We start from the raw sequence: 21,621 nt of genomic DNA, 5'->3' as shown, positions 1-21,621 counted from the left end.
AATCGTTCTGACGACGGGAGGGAGGACAGCCTCTAGAGGGGACCGCTCAGCGTGTTGCAGTCGGAGACCTTACCGCTCTTGTAGCCGCGCGCCAGCCAGGTCTGCCGCTGCTGCGAGGTGCCGTGGTTGAAGCTCTCCGGCACGACATAGCCCTGCGTCTCCTTCTGCAGCGTGTCGTCGCCGATCTTCTGGGCAGCGTTCAACGCGCTTTCCATGTCGCCCTGCTCCAGAATACCTTTCTGGGCGGTGAAGTGAGCCCACACGCCGGCGTAGCAGTCGGCCTGCAATTCGATGCGCACCGACATCTGGTTGGCCTCGGCCTGGCTCGCGCCTTGGCGCGCCTGTTCGAACTGAGACATGGTGCCCAACAGATTCTGCACGTGATGGCCGACCTCATGCGCGATCACATAGGCACGGGCAAACTCGCCGGCCGCGCCGAACTGCTGCTCGAGTTGCTGGAAGAAACTCGTGTCGAGATAGACCTTGCGGTCCCCAGGGCAATAAAACGGGCCCGCAGCGGAAGACGCGGTGCCGCAGGCCGAGCGAATCTGGCCGCTGAACAGCACCAGCTTCGGGTCTTCGTAGGTCTTGCCCATCGACTGGAAGATGCCGCTCCAGGTGTCTTCGGTCTCGGCCAGCACGGTGGCCACGAACTGCTTCGTCTCGTCATTGGCCGGTGCGCCGGCGCCGCTGTCCTGGCCGCCGCTATTGTCGGTGGTGATCTGGCCGTTGCCGCCGGGCAGCAGCGATCCGCCTTCACCGGTGAGAAGCTGCAGCGGATTGATGCCGAATACGCCCCATGCGATCAGCGCCACAACGCCAAGGATAACGATGCTCGACAGCGACATGCGCCCGCCGCCGACGCCGCCGCCGATCGGGATGCGGAACTGACCGGGCCCGCCTCCGATGCCGCCGCCGCCGCGATCGTCCTCGATGTTGTCACTCTGACGACGGCCTCTCCAGAGCATGGCAACTCCTCGCGTTCCGGTGTTCCGGCAAAGCCGGCTGCATCCAACACACAACTAGCCCAATGGTTGCGCCAAGTCACAGCATTTTTCGACCCCTAAGGAGCGCGCTAGCCCGTTCTCCGCTCTGGCAGCGGCGCGAGAACATCTGTAGCATCCGCGTGGAAGAGAGGCCCGCAACCGGGGTGAGCGCGGCTTGAAGACCATCGCTGAACTCCTGTCGCTGCTTGCAGCAATGGTCTGCCTCGGTCTGGCGCAGGCCGGCGCGGTCACGCTCGATTCCAGCGTCGCCATCACCGATCCCGCTACCTTGCAGGCGCTCGAACGCAATGGCCTTTCGATCAGCCGCCTGCTCGGGCCGGCGCTCGGCCTCACTCGCGAAGTCGACAATCGCGGTCTCTTTTCGGTGCCGGCCCTGGCAACGGTGCGCGATACCGTCAAGCGACAGATCGCCGACGAACCGAAGACCAGCCCCGACCCCTATGTCGCCGCCATGGCCAGGTCCAAGGACACGAGCCAGCGCTTCAATCCGAACTACATCGATGACGACGGTTCGACGCTCGACCTTACAGGTGTCGTCAACCGCATGGATCGCGGCTATCTCGGCCACACCGAATGCGGCGAGATCCGGCTGATCTACCGCTTCCACTATTCGGTCGCGGAAAAGCCGGCAAAGGGCAAGGCCGGGCAGCGCATCTCTTCGCGCCTGCCGCTGACCATGAGCCTGGTGTTCAACGCCAGGCCAAGGCAGGCTCAGGCACGTGGCTCCAAGGATCTGCCAAGCGCCACCGATCCGTCCTGTGCCGATGTCGCGCAACGATGGCTGTCCGCCGGGCGCAAGGACCTGCCGCCCGAACAGCTCGCCGCCTGGCTGCGGTCGGAAGAAGGTCCGCTAGCCGGCGCCATGCTGAACTCCTCACAGATCATGCGGCTTGAACTCAACATGCAGGTGTTGCGCCTCTCGGCTTCGACGCGCCGCGATTTCGGCGGCCATGCCGAATATCTCCTGAAGATCTTCAAGTGGGACCCGTCCACATCGACCTTCTACGAAGCGAAGATGGAAAACCAGATCGACCGGGCAACGGTCCTGGCCGACGTCAAGTCCTTCTCCAAATGGCTGCTCACCGACCGCAATATCTATGACCTCGACCACGGCCGGCTGGTCATTGACGAGAAATTCCTCGCCAAGAGCGCAGTTTCCGTGGCCCCGGGCGGGCTCGGCCGGTCGCAGAACAACATCGCCTACGGTCTGGTCGACGATAGCGAGATCGATAAGGCACTCAGGGATTACGTCGCCAAAGGCAACACGCTTTCGACCATCAAATCGGTTGCCGGCTTCAATCTAAGGCTCAATGAAATGAGCTGCACCGGCTGCCATCAGACGCACGGCATAGCCGGCTTTCACTACACCGGAGCCGATCCGGCCGGCGAGCCGCGCCGCAACGCCGTCTTCGTGCCGGGCTCCGCTGTGTTCTTTGCGGATCTGCCGCGACGCCGCGCCATCGTCGAGCAGTTCGCCGCCGGCGGCCACCCGGATTTCACCCGCGGCTTCGCCGCCCGCCCGGACCGCAAATACGCCGAGGCGCTGAAGGGAACCGACCTCTATGACGGCTGGGGTTCGATCTGCTATCGCGGCGTCGATGAGAGCTTCAAGGACTGGACCTGCGGCGCCGGCCTGCGCTGCGCCGGCGTGCATGAAAGCGCCATCCATCCCGGTTTCGGCACCTGCGTCAGCGAGGCGGGAACGGCGGTCGGCGACCCGGTTGAGTTCGGCGAGATCAAGATGTCGACATGGGGGAGCGACCAATATTGTCGCCTCTCGCCAGCCACCGCCAAGGCGTGCGCGATAGATCCGGCGCGCGACAAGAAGCCTCTCGTGAAATTCGCCGGATACGGCGCGGCGCGGCAGCGCTACGACAACCCGCCGCAGATGACCGGCGGCTTTCCCGGCGGCATGCTGCGCAAGGCAAGCTGCGACAAACTTCCCGACGAAGCGACATGCGGCCGCCTCGCCAAGACCGGCTTCAACGATTGCATCGCTTCCGGCAGGGACCACAAATTCTGCACCAAGGAGTTTACCAAGACGGCGGGCCTGCGCGCTTGCGACAAGGCGCATCCGTGCCGTGAGGACTATATCTGCACCGCCGGCTACGATGATTTGGCCCAGGCCAAGCCCGGCAAAGGCACCTGCATCCCGCCCTATTTCATCTTCCAGTTCCGCGTCGACGGCCACCCGCGCAGCTGGGTGCAGGACGTCCGCGACTAGATGGCCATCGCTTCGATTAAGCTGCCGAGCCCCTAGTCCTTCTGCTTGGCGCCGGCGCTCTTGCCGTCCGAGCTCTTCGAACGCTCCTCGAAACGGTCGGCGCCTTTCTTCAGCGGGTGGCCGGTTTCACCTTCGGTCTTGCGCTCATCCTTGGCTGCTGCCTCGCGCAGCCCCTTGGCCGCCTGCTTGCCTTTTTCGGTCGGTGCCTGTTCGACGCCCATTGCTTCCTCCCTTGCCGCACGACAATTCGCGCGATCCCGAAACAACGCCCATGGCATCGAGCGGTTCCGATGGCGTCGGTCGACAGACTGGCGGAGGTGCGGTCAGCGTGCCGTCATCGCCTTGCGGAACGCTTCCAGCGTCTCGGCGCTGACGTGATGCTCGATGCCCTCGGCATCGATGCGCGCCGTCTCGGCGCTGACCCCCAGCGAGCGCAGGAAGGCCTCCACAGTCTGGTGGCGGATGCGGCTTTCCTGCGCCACCTTGCGGCCGGCATCGGTCAGGAAAACGCCGCGATAGGGTTTTCTGGAAACCAGCCCGTCAGCGCACAGTCTGGTCAGCATCTTGGCCACGGTCGGCTGGGCAACGCCGAGCCGCGCGGCGATATCGACTTGCCGTGCCTCATTGCCGTCTTCGATCAGGTCGGCAATCAGTTCGACATAATCCTCGACCAGCGCGCCGCGCCGGGCTTCGCGCTGCTGCCGGAAGCCCTCGGAATGAATTTCCGCGTCCGGCAGCGGCAAGCGCCGGACCGGACTGTTCTTCGACGGCAATACAGGCTCCTCCAGAATGATCCCTTTGTGCTTTCATAGCACAGGCTTTCATTCTTCATGGGTCTATCCGCATCGCGGCGACGGCGCAATCGTCCCATTTTCGGCGCCTCCCGACAATCTTGCCGCACGCCGGCCAAAAAGCACAAACAATGAAATATAGCCTATTGCATAATGTTGGGCGCGCCATAGATTATGAATTCGTAGCCAATGCGCCTGGGAAGTTTTCTGCATGTCCGAAGCCACAGCCCGAAGTTCCTCATGGCGGTTCGCCAGGCCTGACGAGGACGATCAGCCCAGCCTGCAGGAAGTTAATTCCTCCATCGCCGTGCCGAGCTCCGGCGCCTGGTTCCGCCGCCTGTTCGCTTTCATGGGCCCCGGCTACATGGTTTCCGTCGGCTATATGGACCCCGGCAATTGGGCGACCGATCTCGCCGGCGGCGCCCAGTTCGGCTACACGCTGCTGTTCGTCATCATGCTGTCCAACCTGATGGCGATCCTCTTGCAGGCGCTGGCGGCACGGCTTGGCATCGCCACCGGCCGAGATCTCGCCCAGGCCTGCCGCGCCTATTATCCGCGCCCCGTCAATTTCGTGCTCTGGATCGCCTGCGAACTGGCCATCATTGCCTGCGACCTGGCCGAAGTCATCGGCACGGCGATCGCGCTGCAGTTGCTGTTCGGCATTCCGCTGATCGGCGGCGCAATGCTGACCGCGCTCGATGCCTTCCTCGTTCTGCTGTTGATGAACAGGGGCTTTCGCTATCTCGAAGCCTTCGTCGTCGCGCTGCTGATCATCATCTTCAGCTGCTTCGCCATCCAGATCTTCGTCGCCGCGCCGCCGCCGGGCTCGATCCTGCACGCCATGTTCGTCCCCTCGTCGCAGATCGTCACCAACCCCGCAATGCTCTACATCGCCATCGGCATCATCGGCGCCACCGTCATGCCGCACAATCTCTACCTGCACTCCTCGATCGTGCAGACCCGCGCCTATGAGCGCACCGACAAGGGCAAGCGCGACGCCATCAAATGGGCAACGGCGGACTCGACCATCGCGCTGATGCTGGCGCTGTTCGTCAACGCCGCCATCCTCATCGTCTCGGCGGTTGCCTTTCATGGCACCGGCCACCAGGATGTCGCGGAAATCGGCCAGGCCTTCGAGCTGCTGTCGCCGCTGCTGGGCTTGAGCATCGCCTCGATCCTGTTCGCGGTCGCGCTGCTCGCCTCCGGCCTGAACTCGACGGTGACGGCAACGCTAGCCGGTCAGATCGTCATGGAAGGTTTCCTGCGCCTGCGCATCCCCAACTGGGCCCGCCGCTTGCTGACGCGTGGCCTCGCCATCATCCCGGTTGTGGTGGTCACCGCCCTTTATGGCGAAAAAGGCACGGGCCAGTTGCTTGTGTTCAGCCAGGTGATCCTGTCGATGCAACTGCCCTTCGCCGTCGTCCCGCTGGTGCATTTCGTGTCCGACAGGAAGAAGATGGGCAGCCTCGCCATTCCCCGCGGTGTGGCCGCGCTCGCCTGGGTGGTTGCAGCTATGATCCTCGGGCTCAACTTCAAGCTGCTCTACGACACGATGTTCGGGGTCGGCTGAGCCCCTCCACCACTGCCGTGCCTGCAAAAATTCTGGCATCGTGTCGGGACGGCGCCCGGTCGCCCGTCCTTGGGCCGAAGTCCGGCTTCGAAGGCCAGGACGCAGAGCCCAGGAGTGAACCATGAGAAAGATCGTCGCCTCAACCTTCGTCAGTCTCGACGGCGTGATGCAGGCGCCGGGCGGGCCGGAAGAGGATCCGGTCGGCGGCTTCGAGTTCGGCGGCTGGACCTTCCACTACTTTGACGAGATAGCGGGAACGGCAATGGAGGACCTGTTCTCCAAACCGTTCGACCTGCTGCTCGGCCGCCGAACCTACGACATCTTCGCCGCCTACTGGCCGTACCAGAAGGATTCGATCGCCGATGTCTTCAACCCGACCACCAAATATGTGGCGACACATCGCCCGGACACATTGAGCTGGCAGAACACGCAATGGCTTGGACCGGATATCGTCGCGACGTTGCGACGGCTCAAGCAGGAAGATGGCCCGGACCTGCTCATCCAGGGATCGGGCGAACTGATCCAGGCACTGCTCGCCGCTGGGCTGATCGACGAAATCCGGCTGATGATCTTCCCTTTGCTGCTGGGGAAGGGCAAACGGCTGTTCGGCGATGATGCGATCCCGGCCGCGCTCAGGCTTGTGAAGTCTCAGGCTTCCAGCACGGGCGTCATCATGGCGACCTATGAGCGCGGCGGCGAGATCAAGGTCGGCTCCTTTGCCACGCAAGAGCCGTCCGAAGCCGAACTCGAGCGGCGCAGGACCTGGAAGTAAGGCGGTCGGTCTTGGCGCCAAGTCTAGAGCTCAGGCCGCCAGCGGCCGCCGGGTGAGCCCATCCCTGATATGCCGCGCGAATTCCTGGGCGGCCGGGCTGACGCCATGCTCCGGCAGATGCAGGTTGATCGAGAAATTCGGCAGCGGCGGCAGGCCGGCCTCGAGAGGCAATATGTCCAGATCGGCCGGCACGGTCGAGGCCAGCCAGGCGGTTACGGCGAGGTCTGAGCGCACCGTCGCCATCGTGGCGTCGATGTTGCCGTTCTCGAACACTGTTCGCCACTCCAGCCCATGCTCGCCGAGCGTCGACAGCACCGCCGGTCGGAAGGCGCAGGTGTCGGCGACCATCGAGACCGGCAGCGGCCGCTTGGCGGAGGCAACGCCGCCCTTGGCGCCGACCCAGACCAGCCGGTCGATCGCCAGGCATTCGCCTGACGTCGGACCGATCCGTTCCTCGATCACCGCCAGATTGATGGTTCCCGCCGCAAGCGCCGACGCCAGCTCCGGCGACGAGGCGCAGACCAGCGAGATCTCGACCCTCGGATAGGCTTCGGCATAGACCTTCAGCACGGGCGCCAGCAAGGTGCCGACGAGATCGTAGGGCACGCCGAGCCGCACCCTGCCGCCCACCGGCGTACCAGCCATCTCCGCCCAGATCTCGTCATTGAGCCCAAGCAGGCGCTTGCCCTTGCCGAACAGGCGCTCGCCGGCATGCGTCAGCCGAAGTCCACGGCGATCGCGCTCGAACAGGCTCGCGCCGAACATCTCCTCCAGCCGTTTGACCTGCTGGCTCACCGCACCCTGGGTGAGGTGCAGCGCGTTGGCTGCCGCCGTCATGGTCCCCTTGTCGGCCACGGTCACGAAGGTGCGGATCAGGGTCATGTCGAGGTTTCGAAGCATACACAGCATTATGGCTGCTAATGGCAGGCATGGCAAACATTGCATTTACTGAAGCTCGGTGCCGGCTACGATGGCAGCCCTGTGCAATTGGACTTCGCATGATCGAGCCCATCCTTCCCCTCGTCCTGTTCGCGATCGTCGCCACCACGACGCCCGGCATCGCCACGACCTTGTCGACCGCGTCCGGCGCGCAATTCGGCTTCCGCCGGTCCGTGCCCTTGTTGGTCGGCAGCGCCGCCGGCCTTGCCACCGTGACGGCCGCGGCCGGCGCAGGCCTTGCCGGCCTGCTGCTGGCAGTGCCTTCGCTGGAGCTGACCATGAAGATTGCCGGCTCGGCCTATCTTCTCTGGCTGGCGGTCAAGATCGGCCGCGCTGGGCCGCCCAATCTCGACATGACCATGGCCACGCCGAACAGCTTTCTCGGGGGCGCCGGCGTGCAATGGCTGAACCCGAAGGGCTGGGCGATGGGTTTGGGAGCGGCGGCGTCCTTCGCGGCTCTGGCCAGCGGACCGCTGCAACTGGCGCTGCTGCTCGGCGCCACGTTCGGCCTCGCCGCCGCGGCCTCCCTGTCGCTGTGGTGCGTCGCCGGCATGGTTCTGGCGCGGCTGCTCAAGACCGAATGGCAATGGCGTGCCCTGAACATCGTGCTGGCGCTGGTGCTGGCCGCCTCGATCATCCCGATGTGGCGGTCGTAGGAGAGTAGTTCTGGCAGGACCTTTAATTCCTCACCTGCGGCCATTGTCGTATGCTGCGTCGGTCGATCCCCACGCCGTCTCGGCTTCGCTCGACACCTCTCCCGATCGACGGGGGAGAGGAAAGGCACCAAGCCTTTTGCCGCCAAAGCTTCCTCCAAGGATCCCTTCCTTTCCCTCTGGAGGGGGGAAAGGTGGCGCTGCGAAGCAGCGACGGATTGGGGGAACCACGTGGCAATCGAGCGGCGGGCCGATCATCCAAGCCAGGCACAGACGGCGTGAGGACGACGGCCCCTATCGACCCCCACTCCGTCTCGGCTTCGCCGAGCCACCTCTCCCCCGATCGACGGGGGAGAGGAAGGGCGCTAGGCTTTTTGCCGTCTACGCGGGTCCAAAGAGGCTCCCTTCCTTTCCCTCCGGAGGGGGGGGAAAGGTGGCGCTGCGAAGCAGCGACGGATTGGGGGAACCACGTGGCAATCTAGCCTTGCGCCGATCAGTCACGACATGCGAGGCCGATGGCATGATCGAGGACGCGCGCTGATCACGCCAATCGTCATCGCGAGCCGGATGGGCTTCAAACCCCGTACCGTGCCGCCGGCTTGTCGGCGTGCAGGCTGCCGTAGAAGGCCTGGCGGGCGCCGAGGAACGTGTCGAGCTTGGCCGGGTCGGCCAGCGCCGGCACGGTGACGGCTTCGCCTCTGGCAAGACCGACCAGGGCGGCATCGACCATATCGTCCGCCGTCATGACGATCTCCTTGGGAAGGGCGTCGACGTCGCTACCGGCAAGCTCCCAGAAATCGGTCCGCGTCGCGCCCGGCAGCACTGCCTGCACGGTAACTTCGGTGCCCGCCACCTCGCGTTGCAGCGCCTCGGTGAAGTTGACGACATAGGCCTTGGTGCCGCTGTAGATGCCGCCAAACGCGGTCTCATAGGCGAGCACGGAGGCGATGTTGACGACGGCGCCGCGGTTCCGGGCCAGCAGTCCGGGCAGCACGGCACGGGTCAGCCGCGTCAGGGCGATGACATTGACCTTGATCATGCGCTCGGCCGCGTCCGCGTCGGCCGTCGCCACCACCTGCTGGCCGCCGAGGCCGGCATTGTTGACCAGCAGCGTGACGCTGTCATCGGCGGCTATAGTCCGCTCGACGCGGCGCACATCATCGTCGTTGGAGAGATCGGCCGTGATGAAGCTCACCTTGCGGCCGTAGGCGTAACGCAGCTTTTCCGCCAGCTCGTCCAGCCGGTCGGCGCGTCGCGCCACCAGCACAAGATCGTACCCCTGCCCCGCCAGCCGGTCGGCATAGACCGCGCCGATGCCGGAAGAGGCCCCGGTGACGACCGCCGTTCCCTTGTTGCCTTGTTCGCTCATTGTCTTGTTCCTTCTGTTTAACTGTTCGCCGCTGGCGTCGGCATCTCCCGATCGCCAAGCTGCATAAATCAATTAGTGGTATATGCCACTAATTGCCAAATAGGCATATGCCACTATCTTGTCAACCGGTGGATAGGGGATTATCTTTCGGCCAGAAGCTGGTTATCATACCGGCGCCAAGGACCCATGATGCCCAGGGATAGCCTGCCCGGCCTCACGCTCTGCAACAATGCCATGCTGCGCCGGGCGACGCGCAAGATCGGCCAATATTATGATGATGTGCTGGCGCCCTCGGGCCTGAAGGCCACGCAGCAGGGCCTGCTCTACCAAATCCATATTGGCGATGAGCCTGCCATGGGCGCCATTGCCGCATCGCTGATCATGGACCTCTCGGCGCTCGGCCACACGCTGAAGCCGCTGATCCGCGACGGCTATGTCGAGACCTTCGCCGATCCCGACGATCGCCGGGTCAAACGGGTGCGGCTCACGCCGTCGGGGCTGGTCAAGCTCGACGAGGCCATGAGGCTGTGGCGCCGTGCCCAACAGCACTTCGAGGACAGGGTGGGCAAGAAGAAAGCGGCAAGCCTGCGCGAGGCGCTCGACGATATCGCCTCGCTGGATCTCGACCCGCCGCCGGCCACGCTCTGAGTATTGCGCCGGCGTTACGGGCCCAGTTTACTCGGCGGCGACGGCCACCGGCCTCGCCAACATCCTGCCGGCCAGCACGATGCCCAGCCCGATGAGCGGGAAGATCGCCGCGACCAGGCCGAGGTCGGCCGGCGCACCATAGCGCAGCACGCCGCCACCCACCATTGCGCCCAGCGCCACGCCGAGATAGAGCGCCGAGCCGTTGAGCGAGAGCACGATCGGCGCCGCGTCGGGCGCCAGCCTGATGATGCGGCTGGCCTGTGCCGGAGGGAAGGCCCAGCCGACGATGCCCCATGGCACCATCATCGCCATCAGCACCGGACCGGCGATCTCGCGCGGCAGGAAGGTCGGCACCACCGACAACAGCACCAGCATGACCGCGCTCAGCGCTAGCGACCAGCCGACGGTGCGGGTCGCGCCGAAGCGGTCGGCCGCCTGGCCGCCGGCAATGTTGCCGATGACGGCGCCGATGCCGAAGGCGAGGAGCATTCCGGGCAGCGCGATCTCGCTCAGCCCGCCGCTTTCGATGGCCAGCGGCGCGACATAGGCAAAGACGGTGAAGGCGCCGGTCAGCGCCAGCAAGGTCGTCAGCAGGATCGGCATCACGCCGGGACGCAGGGCGGCGCCAAGCCTTCGCCGCAGCGGCAGCTTGGTGCCGATGATGCCGCGCGGCAGCCGGTACCACAGAATGGCGCCGGCAAGCGCGCCAAGGCCGGCGATGGCGTAGAATGTGCCGCGCCAGCCGGCGAAGGCAGCCACCAGCGCGCCGAGCGGCGCGCCGACGGCGACGGCGACCGTGGTGCCGCCGACGACGACGGCGATCGCCCGCGCCCGGTGACGGTCATCGACCAGTGCCACGGCCGTTCCCTGCGCGGTCGCGGCGAATAGGCCCGACGACAACGCCATGACGATGCGCGCGATCAGCAGCAATTCGAAGGAGGAGCTCAAGGCCGCTGCGATGTTGCCGAGGACGAAGAACACCAGCGTCCAGAGAATGACCCGGCGCCGGTCCCATTCACCGGTGAGCGTCGCCAGGATCGGCGTGCCGACCGCGTAGGCCAGCGCGAAGGCGGTGATGAGCGTGCCGGCCAGCGGGATGGAGATGCCGGCATCCCTGGCGATATCGGGCAGAAGGCTGGAGATGACGAAGCCTTCGGTCGAGATCGTGAACGATCCGAGCGCAAGCCAGAAGAGACGCTTGTCCATGGCATGTGTCCTTAGTTCAAAAGTTATTGAACAATTGGACATAACAGGCCATGATGTCAATGAAGCCGATCGAAAATAGCTGAAGCCTCCTGACAGCCCTGTGTCAGCACGGCCGGCCGGCATAGATCCGATAGGAGAAACGGCGTGTACGGGCACGGCAGGACGGATGCGTTGAAATCGGCCGCGACTGTGCTTAGGTTCCGGCCATGACCTTGCCACATCCCAATACGGACCAGATCAGCCTGCCGATCGTGCTTGGCGTGCTCGGCGATCCGACGCGTCTGGCCATCGTGCGCTACCTCGCAAGCAAGGAGGGCGTGCCGCTCAACTGCAGCCAGTTCCTCGATCTCGGCTCCAAGACCAATCTGAGCTACCACCTCGCCAAATTGCGCGAGGCCGGCGTCACGCGCGCTGAAGTGGTCGGCACCAGCCGGCTGATCACGTTGCGCCGCGCCGACCTCGACAGCCGCTTCCCCGGCCTGCTCGACAGTGTCATCACTGCCGCCGGCGATGATGCCGCTCTGCCGATGATTGGCGGCCACAATATCGAAGTGCCGGCCTGACCTTGCGGGATTTGGGGTTCCTGGCCCCACGTGAATATCGGAGAGGCGGCTATGGCAGCGCTGGTCGACCCCCACTCCGTCTCGGCTTCGCCGAGCCACCTCTCCCCCGATCGACGGGGTAGAGGAAGGGCGCGAGCCTGTTGCCGCCAGCGCTGTTCCAACGAGACTCCCTTCCTTTCCCTCCGGAGGGGGGAAAGGTGGCGCTGCGAAGCAGCGACGGATTGGGGGAACCACCTAGCCATCAAGCCTCGGGCCGATCAATCAAGATATCTGGAAATAGCCAATGCCGAAGTGCGGCAAGGAAACCAAGTCCTGCTAGGGTAGCGTTCCGACCAGTCATTCATTCCACGGAGTCGCACCCATGCGCATTGCCGTCCTCGCCGATATCCACGGCAACGTGCTGGCGCTCGACGCCGTGCTGGAGGATCTCCGGCAGCGCGGCGGCGCCGAGCTGACCGTCAATCTCGGCGACAGCGTTTCCGGGCCGCTCTGGCCGCGCGAAACGATGGCGCGGCTCGAGGCGCTGAATCTGCCGACGGTGCGCGGCAATCACGACCGCCGCGTCGCCCGCGATCCGGCCGATGACGACATGTGGCCCTCCGATGCCTATGCGCAGGAGCGGCTGACGCAGGCGCAACGCGAAGCCCTGTTCGCCCAGCCACTGACGCTGGAGATCGCGCCCGGCGTGATCGCCTTCCACGCCCGCCCCGATCATGACGAGAAATACCTGGCCGACACGGTCGTCGATGGCCGCTTGGTGCGCGCGCCGCTGGCCGCGATCCGGCGGCGGCTGGAAGCGCTCGACCCGGCCTGCCGCATCGCGCTGTGCGGCCACAGCCACCGGACGGAACTGATCCGCATCCCCGACGGCCCCGTCATCTTCAACCCGGGCAGTATCGGCTGCCCCGCCTATGATGATTCGACGCCGCCGGCGCATGTCTCCGAGCAGGGTTCGCCGCACGCTCGCTACGGCATCGTTACATTGGGTGGGCAAGCCGAGCCTGACCGTTTCGAAGGGATCGCCGTCGATTACGACCACGAGGCAGCGGCCAGACAGGCGGAGCAGGCCGGCCGGCCGGAATGGGCGCACGCTCTGCGGACGGGCTTCTCAGGCTGAACGCGTTAGCGTTCATGCCAGGCCGAACGCAGTTCGTGCCTCCAGGCTGAACGTCTTCGTTCATGCCAGGCTGAACGCAGTTCGTGCCTTCAGGCTGAACCCCTTAGCGTTCATGCCTCAGGCGGAACGGCTGAACATAACCTCCGAATTTTCGGGCTTACATGGCGGCGCGCGGTCCCTTATAAAACCGGCCGGGCATGCGGTGGGCGCGATCCGCCGCGCCATCGTATTTGAGTATCAGCGACCGGCCACATGATGAGGCGCACAGTTTCGCTCCCAACACCCCTGCATGCGCTGGTCGCCGTTCCGTTGCTGATGACGGCATGGCTTTCGGCCGCTCCGGCCATGGCCGAAGAGGAGCCGGATCTCGTCATCTCCATCGTGTACGGCGTGGCGCCGAACGACCTTCTTAATGTCCGGGCCGCCGCCTCGGCCGTCGCCAGGATCGAGACCCGCCTGGTCAATGGCGACAGCGTCACCAATCTAGGCTGCAACGATGTCAACGGCTACAAATGGTGCCGCATCGAGGGCGCTGGCAAGACGAAGTTCACCGGATGGACGCCGGCGCGCTATCTCATCCCGCTCAACCCTGCCCCCTATGTCGAGCGCGCCGCCGAGGCGAAACCGGCCGAAGCGCCACAGGTCGCCGCTACAGGCGCAGGTGATGAAACGGATGGACCGCAAACTGCGCCGCAAGTCACGGCGAACAATTCCGATGCAGACGCTGCCACCAGGGCTCGGCTTTCCGCACCGCCGCCCGACCTGACGGCGCGCCTTGGCGGAGTTGATCCGGCCCCTCCCGCCGAAAGCACGCTGAAATCCGCTGCCGACATCGGCCGCGCGGCGATGCAGGACGCATACGGCCTCGCCTTTGCGGCGCAGGAAAACCCGACGGCCGGCGAAATCAGGCAAGCGCCCGCCGCAGCCGCCGCAGAGGCGTCTCTGCCAGCGCCTGCGGCCGAAGCGCCGGCTGCCGCAACGGCGCCCACCGAGGAAGCCGTCGCCGATCCGGCCATCGGCCCCGATCCTGTCGATGACAGCACCGCACCGGTTGCGAGCGGGATCCCGATCCCGACGCCGCGCCCCGGCCGAACTGTTGAAGCATCCGCCGTCGATCCGCAGGTCGTCGCGCGGGTTGAGCCGCCGCAGCCACTGGCCCGTGCTCCCGACGCGACCGGCGAAATCCCCTGCGCCCGCTATTTCGGCCAGCCGATGACGCGTTGCGAGGTCAGCGTCCTGCGCAACGGCAGCGGCAAGGCCGACATCATCGTGACATGGCCCGATGGCGGCACGCGCGTCATCTCCTTCTACGCCGGCCAGCCCGCCGGCTCGAACTCACGCAGCGACTTCCGCTTCACCAGGGAAGGCAGCCTCAACATGATCCGCGTCGGCGCCGCCGAACGGTTCGAGGTCACGGACTCGCTGGCGCTGGGGGATTAGCTGATGTTCGGAGGTCGGCGGGACAGCACCCCCCTCTGTCCTGCCGGACATCTCCCCCGCAAGGGGGGAGATTGGCAGCTTCAATCCCAGCCATCCGTTTTCAGCGTTGAGAATTGACGAAAGCCGTCGCGCCATTCGATCTCCCCCCTTGCGGGGGAGATGCCCGGCAGGGCAGAGGGGGGTGCGACGGATCGCGGCGTTTGATTGTTGGCAACCCCGCCCAATCCCGCATTTTCGGGGTTACATCCGCGAGACTCTTCCCTATAAGGCCCTCCTAGCCTGATACCAGAATCGCGAGCACAACCGGCCGGGTCTTCCCGTCCCGGTTTTTTGTGCAAGCCGCCCGCCGAACGGATCTTCGCCATGCCAAGACGCACTGACATCAAGTCGATCCTGATCATCGGGGCCGGCCCCATCGTCATTGGCCAGGCCTGCGAGTTCGACTATTCCGGCACCCAGGCCTGCAAGGCGCTGAAGGAAGAAGGCTTCCGCGTCATCCTGGTCAATTCCAACCCGGCCACCATCATGACGGATCCGGAACTGGCCGACGCCACCTATATCGAGCCGATCACGCCCGAGGTCGTCGCCAAGATCATCGCCAAGGAACGGCCCGACGCCCTGCTGCCGACCATGGGCGGCCAGACCGCGCTCAACACCGCTTTGTCGCTGCGCCGCATGGGCGTACTGGAGCGCTACAATGTCGAGATGATCGGCGCCGACGCCACGGCCATTGACAAGGCCGAGGACCGCGCGCTGTTCCGCGAGGCGATGCAGAAGATCGGCCTCGAAACGCCGAAATCGATGCTGGCCAATGCCACCGACGTCAAGAACGCCGACCGCAAGATGCATGAGGCCGAGCGCGCGGCGCTCAAGGCCGAGGCGCCGGCCGAACTCGATGCCGCGCTCGATGCGCTGGAAACCCGCTGGAACCTCGGCGAAGGCGACCGCAAGCAGCGTTATATCAGTCATGGCATGGCGATCGCAGCCCAGGCGCTCGACCATGTCGGCCTGCCCGCCATCATCCGCCCCTCCTTCACCATGGGCGGCACCGGCGGCGGCATCGCCTACAACCGCGCCGAATTCTACGACATCGTCCAGTCCGGCCTCGACGCCTCGCCGACCACCGAAGTGCTGATCGAGGAGAGCGTGCTCGGCTGGAAGGAGTATGAGATGGAGGTTGTCCGCGACAGAGCGGACAATTGCATCATCGTCTGCTCGATCGAGAACATCGACCCGATGGGCGTGCACACGGGGGACTCGATCACCGTCGCCCCTGCCCTGACGCTGACCGACAAGGAATACCAGATGATGCGCAACGCCTCGATCGCGGTGCTGCGCGAGATCGGCGTCGAGACCGGCGGCTCCAACGTGCAGTTCGCCGTCAACCCGGCCGATGGCCGCCTCGTCGTCATCGAGATGAACCCGCGCGTCTCGCGCTCCTCCGCGCTGGCCTCCAAGGCGACCGGCTTCCCCATTGCCAAGATCGCCGCCAAGCTCGCCGTCGGTTACACGCTGGACGAGTTGGAGAACGACATCACCGGCGGGGCCACGCCGGCCTCCTTCGAGCCGTCGATCGACTACGTCGTCACCAAGATCCCGCGTTTCGCCTTCGAGAAATTCCCCGGCGCCGAGCCGGTGCTGACCACGGCCATGAAATCGGTGGGCGAAGTCATGGCCATCGGCCGCACCTTCCAGGAATCGCTGCAGAAGGCTCTGCGTGGCCTGGAAACCGGTCTCACCGGCCTCGACGAGATCGAGATTCCCGGCCTTGGCTCCGCCAGCCATGCCGACGACCGCAACGCCATCCGCGCCGCGCTCGGCACGCCGACGCCCGACCGGCTGCGCATGGTGGCGCAGGCGATCCGCATGGGCACCTCGCTGGAAGACGTGCACGCCATGTGCAAGATCGACCCGTGGTTCCTCGAGCAGATCGCCGACATCGTCGCCATGGAGGCCCGCATCCGCGAGCACGGCATTCCCAAGGACGCCGTCAATCTGCGCATGCTGAAGGCGATGGGTTTCTCCGATGCCCGCCTTGCCTCGCTGACCAGGAGCGATGTCGAGGTGATCTCCAAGATCCGCGACAGGCTCGACGTTCATCCGGTCTACAAGCGCATCGACACCTGCGCGGCCGAGTTCGCCTCGCCCACCGCCTATATGTATTCGACCTATGAAGTGCCCTTCGCCGGCGCGCTTGCCAACGAGGCAAAGGTCTCGTCGCGCCGCAAGGTGGTCATCCTCGGCGGCGGACCGAACCGCATCGGCCAGGGCATCGAGTTCGACTATTGCTGCTGTCACGCGGCCTTCGCGCTGCGCGATGCCGGCTACGAAGCGATCATGATCAACTGCAACCCGGAAACCGTCTCGACCGACTACGACACATCGGACCGGCTCTATTTCGAGCCGCTGACGGCCGAGGACGTGCTGGAAATCCTGCGCGCCGAACAGGCCTCGGGCGAGCTGGTCGGCGTCATCGTCCAGTTCGGCGGCCAGACGCCGCTGAAACTCGCCGATGCGCTGGAGAAGGCCGGCATCCCGATCCTCGGCACCTCGCCCGACATGATCGACCTGGCCGAGGACCGCGACCGCTTCCAGAAGCTGCTGCACAAGCTCGGCCTCAGCCAGCCGAAGAACGGCATTGCCTATTCGGTCGAGCAGGCCCGCCTCGTCGCCGGCGAGCTCGGCTTCCCGCTGGTGGTGCGCCCCTCCTATGTGCTGGGCGGCCGCGCCATGCAGATCATCCATGACGAGAGCATGCTGCAGAGCTACCTGCTCGACACCGTGCCCGGCCTGGTGCCGGAGGACATCAAGCAGAAATACCCCAACGACAAGACCGGCCAGATCAACACGTTGCTGGGCAAGAACCCGCTTTTGTTCGACACCTATCTCTCCGGTGCCATCGAGGTCGATGTCGACTGCCTCTGCGATGGCACGGCGACCTTCGTCTCCGGCATTCTGGAGCACATCGAGGAAGCCGGCATCCATTCGGGCGACAGTGCCTGCTCGCTACCGGTCCACTCTCTGCCTTCCGACCTGGTCGACGAGTTGGAGCGCCAGACATCGGCGCTGGCCCGTGCACTCCATGTGGGCGGCCTGATGAACGTGCAATATGCGATCAAGGACGGCACGGTTTATGTGCTTGAGGTCAACCCGCGCGCGTCGCGCACCGTCCCCTTCGTCGCCAAGACCATCGGTCGTCCCATCGCCAAGATCGCCGCCCGCATCATGGCCGGCGAGACGCTGGAAGATGCCTTCGCCCATTACGGCGCCATGCCCGACCCGCGCAATCCCGGCCACATCGCGGTCAAGGAAGCCGTCTTCCCCTTTGCCCGCTTCCCCGGCGTCGACATCCTGCTCGGCCCGGAAATGCGCTCGACCGGCGAGGTCATGGGCCTCGACCGCGACTTCGCGCTGGCCTTCGCCAAGAGCCAGCTTGGCGCCGGCGTCGACCTGCCCCGCTCCGGCACCGTCTTCGTCTCGGTGCGCGACGAGGACAAGTCCGGCATATTGCCGGCGGTCAAGCGCCTCGCCGGCCTCGGCTTCAAGGTGCTGGCGACCTCCGGCACCGCCCGCTTCCTCGCCGAAAACGGCGTCGACGCCCAGAAGATCAACAAGGTCCTGGAAGGCCGCCCCCACATCGAAGACGCCATCCGCAACCGCCAGGTGCAGATCGTCTTCAACACGACGGATGGCCAGAAAGCGGTGTCGGACTCCAAGTCGCTCCGCCGCGCCACGCTGATGCAGAAGGTGCCGTATTACACGACGCTGTCGGGCGCGGCTGCGGTGGCGGAGGCTATTGCGGCGCTGAAGGCAGGGAGCCTGGAGGTCAGGCCGTTGCAGGAGTATTTTGCGTAGCAGACTGTTAACCGCGCCACGCTCAACCGCCCATCCCGTCAAGTCCTGTACTACCTATCGATCGACGACTTCTCTTTTCAATTGCGTCAGATATGCATCTACCTATAGTGCAAGTATGCCCATCGAAAGCAAAAACGACTCCATTCAGCCGGCACCGGTGGCGCCGCCTAAACCACAGACAGTCCCAACCGACTCTCTGCGACCTAATCCTCACAATCCTAGAGTTCTCTTTGATGAGGAGCCGTTAAAGACTCTGGAAGCGTCCATTCGAAAAGTCGGAATCTTAGTTCCTCTCACAGTTTACCGCGCGACAGGGTCTGCCAAATACACAATTCTCGACGGTCAACGACGCTGGATTTGCGCGCAGAGAATCGGTCTTAAAGATGTACCGATTAACGCGGTCACCGAACCTTCTCTGGCCCAAAACATCGTAACGATGTTTCAAATTCATAAGCTTCGAAAAGATTGGGAGCTTATGCCGACTGCATTGAAATTAGGTGTTTTGATCGACGAGCTAGAGGAAAGTCGTGAATCAGCACTGGCAGATCTCACTGGACTGGATGTCGCGGTTGTCACAAGATGTAAAAAGCTGCTGTCATTCGAGCCAGAGTATCAAGATCGAATGCTCGATCCTGAACCAGCTAGAAGGTTAACGGCAGACCTATTTATTGAAATGTACCCCATCGTGACCGACCGGTCTGTACGGAACGCGGCTTGGTACAGCCGCAAGAAGATAGTTGATGCATTTATCCATAAATACACTGGTAAGAAATCGGGGTTCAAATCTGTCACTGATTTCAGAAAAATTAAATCTTACCTTACGATAGCGAGGAAAGCAGATCGAGAAACAGAAATTGTAAAAAAACTGCATAATTTGATCGAGAACGATGAAATTATGATCTCGGATTTAGAGATAGAGGCTGCCAGAATTCACCGAGAGGCTGAGACTCTGGCCAAGCAGCTAAGCAAACTTGGTCAAGACATATCATCTATAGATCCGGATAGTTTTTCTGCCGAGGAAGATCTGTGGGTAGAAATTGAAAATTTTTTAATCCTTGTTAGGAACAAGTTGGCAGAGGCGGAGAGGCGTTCAGTTCTATGACGGCTACTGAGGAGGGAAAAAGGGCGCCTGCAGAGAACGATAAAGTTGAATTGGCCAGCGAAGAACAGCTAGTCGGTTGGGTTGAGCGATTTTCGGACTATCGCCACAGGCCGAGCAAGAAGGCGCTTTTGGCGTGGCTTGAGCGCTTTTTGCCCGAGCACGTGATCATCGGGCATAAGCTTCTCGATGCGGTGCAGGTTGTCTCAGAAATGGAAATCCATCAGGGCTACAAGGATGCTCTCGCCGACCTCGGAGGGTGGAGCAAATCCGCAAAAGAGAGAGCTGGACGTTGGTACTTTGTCGGAGTTGGGAGCGCAGGTGAAAGCGGCCCAGCTATGCTTCGAATGTTTCGCGAGGCGAACGGTTTGACGTCTGATAGCTGGCAAAGCTTTTTTATTACGGCAAAAGACCTTCCTAGACTTGCACTTAGCGCGTTCGACCACGTTGTATTTGTGGACGATTTCGCTGGGACAGGAAATCAAATGGTTGACTATTGGCCGATTATGGAAGAATTAGTTGCGTCGGAGGCGAAATGTTACTTGCTTCTAACAGCAGTTACTACCGACGCAGCAAAGGCAATCAAAGATAAAACCGAGCTTGAACTAAGAGCCAGCATAACATTAGAAAAATGCAAGAATGTCTTCAGCGAAGAATGCAAAATTTTTACGGATGACGAGAAGGCGGCGTTAGAAAAGTACGGAAAGATCGCATGGAAAGACCATCCTCGCGGATTTGGCGGATGCGGACTTACTCTGGTTTTAAGCCATAAAACTCCTAACAATACTTTACCGGTTCTTCATGCCAATCACGATCGGTGGGAGGGGCCATTCCCACGCAATCTGATAAAGGCAGCTTAATCAGAATGAGCGAAAAAGAGCTTCGGTAACCCGTCCCCGTCGTGCAGCGTTCGACGCTAAGGTAGAGGCTCTTTCAAGGCTTGATCTAGTAAATCCGGTATAGAGCTCGGCTACGTCCGGATGATCCGCATTGGAGACGACTACATAGGCCCCCTTGTCAGCAAGTCGCTTTGCAGTGGCCGCCAAACGCTCTTGATCAGCCCAACTAAAAAGCTGCTCGTTCCAATCCCGAAATCCATTAAAATTATGCTTCGTGACATATGGCGGGTCAAGGAATACCAAATCCCCTTCACGAACACTCTTTAGCGATACGCGAAAGTCAACATTCAGTATTGAGATATTTTTCTTCGAAATCAGCCTCGAGCAGCGGATCAAATTCGCCCTATCAAATATAAAATCACTTTGCGGAGCCCCGTAAGGAACATTAAATTCCCCTTTTCCATTAACGCGATATAAGCCATTCCAGCACGTCTTGTTGAGATAGAGAAATTCGCCGGCCCTCCTCGGATATTCCGAAGAGCGCCCTGATCTTATCTGATAGAAAAGTTCTTTGGATGGCTTTAGCGGATCAAGATAGTCACATAAATCCTTGCAATGATCTCGAACCGAGCGCCAAGTCTCGACCAACTCTGTGCTTACATCTGACAAAGTGGCTCGGTCAGGCTCAAGGGCAAAAAAAAGGGCTCCGGAACCCAGAAAGGGCTCGTAGTAACGCCCGAAGGACTTTGGGATTAACGGGATAATCTGAGCCAGGAGGCGCTGCTTCGATCCGGCCCAGCGCAAAAATGGGCGAGACCGCTCGTCGTACAGAGAATCCGGCACGACTATAGGCAAGTTACTATTTTCCGTGTTGGGCATGCTGATCGCACTTGCACGAGGAAGCTAGGACGAATCCAGCCACGTTTGCTGATTCTACCGAGATTGCATTAGAGCCGGTCCTGACATTCAGTTCCATTGGTAAATCTCCAAACCCCCAAAGGATCTGCGGCGACCTCGTGGGTGTCACCATCGCTGTCTTGGCGGCGATCCCACAGCCGCTGGGCCTAAGCAGCATTTCGCCCATTTTCGACAGCGTCAGATCGCCCACTCACCCCACCGCCACACACTCAATCTCGATGTCAAACTCCATCGGCCATGACGCCACCGGCACAAAGCTCCGCGCCGGCGGGTTGACGCTGAAATACTTCGCGTAGACGCGATTGATGGCGGTGTAGAAGCCGGAATTTACGGCGTAGATGCGCACCATCACCACGTTTTCCAGCGAGGTGCCGGCCGCTTCCAGGCAATGTATCAGCGCCTTCAGCGAGGCCTCGGTCTGCACCTCGATGTCGCCGCGCACCATCTCGCCGGTCACCATGTCCACCGGCGGCGTCGCCGAGATGAACACGAAGCCGTTGGCCTTCACCGCCGTCGAGCAGGGCAGGCCGAGCGCGCGCACCTTGGCCGACATGACGGGGACTTCGATGATTTCTTTTTTCATGGTGGTGCTCCGTTTGGGTGGACGGAGC

General features: G+C 62.8%; 19 protein-coding genes. 11 read left to right on the top strand and 8 right to left on the bottom strand.

Annotated features, from left to right (window positions below; genetic code table 11):
• Positions 1-32: 32 nt before the first annotated feature.
• On the bottom strand, positions 33-968 hold the full coding sequence (locus LB513_RS10245; RefSeq protein ID WP_224663377.1) for a neutral zinc metallopeptidase: 936 nt from the start codon (positions 966-968) through the stop codon (positions 33-35).
• Between the two features lie 193 nt (positions 969-1,161).
• Between LB513_RS10245 and LB513_RS10240 the strand changes: the two genes are divergently transcribed.
• On the top strand, positions 1,162-3,231 hold the full coding sequence (locus LB513_RS10240; RefSeq protein ID WP_224663376.1) for a hypothetical protein: 2,070 nt from the start codon (positions 1,162-1,164) through the stop codon (positions 3,229-3,231).
• Positions 3,232-3,263: 32 nt separating this feature from the next.
• Here the strand turns inward: LB513_RS10240 and LB513_RS10235 are convergent, their stop codons facing one another.
• Together LB513_RS10235 and mntR are read right to left on the bottom strand one after the other, a co-directional pair.
• The gene (locus LB513_RS10235) at positions 3,264-3,452 is read right to left on the bottom strand and encodes a hypothetical protein (protein ID WP_224663375.1); all 189 of its coding nucleotides are present in this window, start codon (positions 3,450-3,452) and stop codon (positions 3,264-3,266) included.
• A gap of 102 nt (positions 3,453-3,554) precedes the next feature.
• A complete protein-coding gene (mntR, locus tag LB513_RS10230) occupies positions 3,555-4,004 on the bottom strand; it encodes a manganese-binding transcriptional regulator MntR (RefSeq protein ID WP_224663374.1) in 450 nt (149 codons plus the stop codon).
• 229 nt (positions 4,005-4,233) lie between these two features.
• Here mntR and LB513_RS10225 point away from each other — a divergent pair, with 229 nt between their 5' ends.
• Together LB513_RS10225 and LB513_RS10220 are read left to right on the top strand one after the other, a co-directional pair.
• Positions 4,234-5,592, top strand: a complete 1,359-nt coding sequence (locus LB513_RS10225; protein ID WP_224663373.1) for an Nramp family divalent metal transporter — start codon at positions 4,234-4,236, stop codon at positions 5,590-5,592.
• Between the two features lie 121 nt (positions 5,593-5,713).
• Positions 5,714-6,364, top strand: coding sequence for a dihydrofolate reductase family protein (locus LB513_RS10220; RefSeq protein WP_224663372.1), 651 nt, complete (start codon positions 5,714-5,716; stop codon positions 6,362-6,364).
• Between the two features lie 30 nt (positions 6,365-6,394).
• On the opposite strand, the gene LB513_RS10215 is transcribed toward LB513_RS10220, so the two are convergent.
• Entirely contained in the window at positions 6,395-7,264 is an 870-nt protein-coding gene (locus LB513_RS10215; protein WP_224663672.1) for a LysR family transcriptional regulator, read from the bottom strand.
• Positions 7,265-7,362: 98 nt separating this feature from the next.
• Here LB513_RS10215 and LB513_RS10210 point away from each other — a divergent pair, with 98 nt between their 5' ends.
• Positions 7,363-7,959, top strand: a complete 597-nt coding sequence (locus tag LB513_RS10210; protein ID WP_224663371.1) for a LysE family translocator — start codon at positions 7,363-7,365, stop codon at positions 7,957-7,959.
• Between the two features lie 571 nt (positions 7,960-8,530).
• Here LB513_RS10210 and LB513_RS10205 read toward each other — a convergent pair.
• The gene (locus LB513_RS10205; protein ID WP_224663370.1) at positions 8,531-9,325 is read right to left on the bottom strand and encodes an SDR family NAD(P)-dependent oxidoreductase; all 795 of its coding nucleotides are present in this window, start codon (positions 9,323-9,325) and stop codon (positions 8,531-8,533) included.
• A gap of 189 nt (positions 9,326-9,514) precedes the next feature.
• Here LB513_RS10205 and LB513_RS10200 point away from each other — a divergent pair, with 189 nt between their 5' ends.
• On the top strand, positions 9,515-9,973 hold the full coding sequence (locus LB513_RS10200) for a MarR family winged helix-turn-helix transcriptional regulator (RefSeq protein ID WP_224663369.1): 459 nt from the start codon (positions 9,515-9,517) through the stop codon (positions 9,971-9,973).
• A 27-nt stretch (positions 9,974-10,000) separates the two neighbouring features.
• On the opposite strand, the gene LB513_RS10195 is transcribed toward LB513_RS10200, so the two are convergent.
• On the bottom strand, positions 10,001-11,179 hold the full coding sequence (locus tag LB513_RS10195; RefSeq protein WP_224663368.1) for an MFS transporter: 1,179 nt from the start codon (positions 11,177-11,179) through the stop codon (positions 10,001-10,003).
• A gap of 206 nt (positions 11,180-11,385) precedes the next feature.
• Here LB513_RS10195 and LB513_RS10190 point away from each other — a divergent pair, with 206 nt between their 5' ends.
• From LB513_RS10190 to LB513_RS10165, 6 genes are all read left to right on the top strand, one after another.
• On the top strand, positions 11,386-11,742 hold the full coding sequence (locus tag LB513_RS10190; protein WP_224663367.1) for an ArsR/SmtB family transcription factor: 357 nt from the start codon (positions 11,386-11,388) through the stop codon (positions 11,740-11,742).
• A 361-nt stretch (positions 11,743-12,103) separates the two neighbouring features.
• Positions 12,104-12,859, top strand: coding sequence for a metallophosphoesterase family protein (locus tag LB513_RS10185; protein WP_224663366.1), 756 nt, complete (start codon positions 12,104-12,106; stop codon positions 12,857-12,859).
• A 252-nt stretch (positions 12,860-13,111) separates the two neighbouring features.
• Positions 13,112-14,299: an SH3 domain-containing protein gene (locus tag LB513_RS10180; RefSeq protein ID WP_224663365.1), complete on the top strand. Its 1,188-nt coding sequence runs from the start codon at positions 13,112-13,114 to the stop codon at positions 14,297-14,299.
• Positions 14,300-14,662: 363 nt separating this feature from the next.
• Positions 14,663-18,154, top strand: a complete 3,492-nt coding sequence (carB, locus tag LB513_RS10175) for a carbamoyl-phosphate synthase large subunit (protein WP_224663364.1) — start codon at positions 14,663-14,665, stop codon at positions 18,152-18,154.
• A gap of 115 nt (positions 18,155-18,269) precedes the next feature.
• Entirely contained in the window at positions 18,270-19,256 is a 987-nt protein-coding gene (locus LB513_RS10170; RefSeq protein WP_224663363.1) for a ParB/RepB/Spo0J family partition protein, read from the top strand.
• Positions 19,253-20,113, top strand: a complete 861-nt coding sequence (locus LB513_RS10165) for a hypothetical protein (RefSeq protein WP_224663362.1) — start codon at positions 19,253-19,255, stop codon at positions 20,111-20,113. The genes LB513_RS10170 and LB513_RS10165 overlap by 4 nt, the downstream gene beginning before the upstream one ends.
• Here LB513_RS10165 and LB513_RS10160 read toward each other — a convergent pair whose 3' ends face one another.
• Positions 20,114-20,971 carry a DNA adenine methylase gene (locus LB513_RS10160; protein WP_224663361.1) on the bottom strand — a complete coding sequence of 286 codons (858 nt, stop codon included), beginning with the start codon at positions 20,969-20,971 and terminating at the stop codon, positions 20,114-20,116.
• Positions 20,972-21,200: 229 nt separating this feature from the next.
• The gene (locus LB513_RS10155) at positions 21,201-21,593 is read right to left on the bottom strand and encodes a Rid family hydrolase (RefSeq protein WP_224663360.1); all 393 of its coding nucleotides are present in this window, start codon (positions 21,591-21,593) and stop codon (positions 21,201-21,203) included.
• Between the last annotated feature and the right edge of the window lie 28 nt (positions 21,594-21,621).

The sequence above is a fragment of the Mesorhizobium sp. ES1-1 genome, assembly GCF_020164785.1.
Classification (GTDB): domain Bacteria; phylum Pseudomonadota; class Alphaproteobacteria; order Rhizobiales; family Rhizobiaceae; genus Mesorhizobium.
The sequence above is the reverse complement of the archived record's forward strand: the minus strand, read 5'-3'. Positions and strand labels throughout refer to the sequence as shown.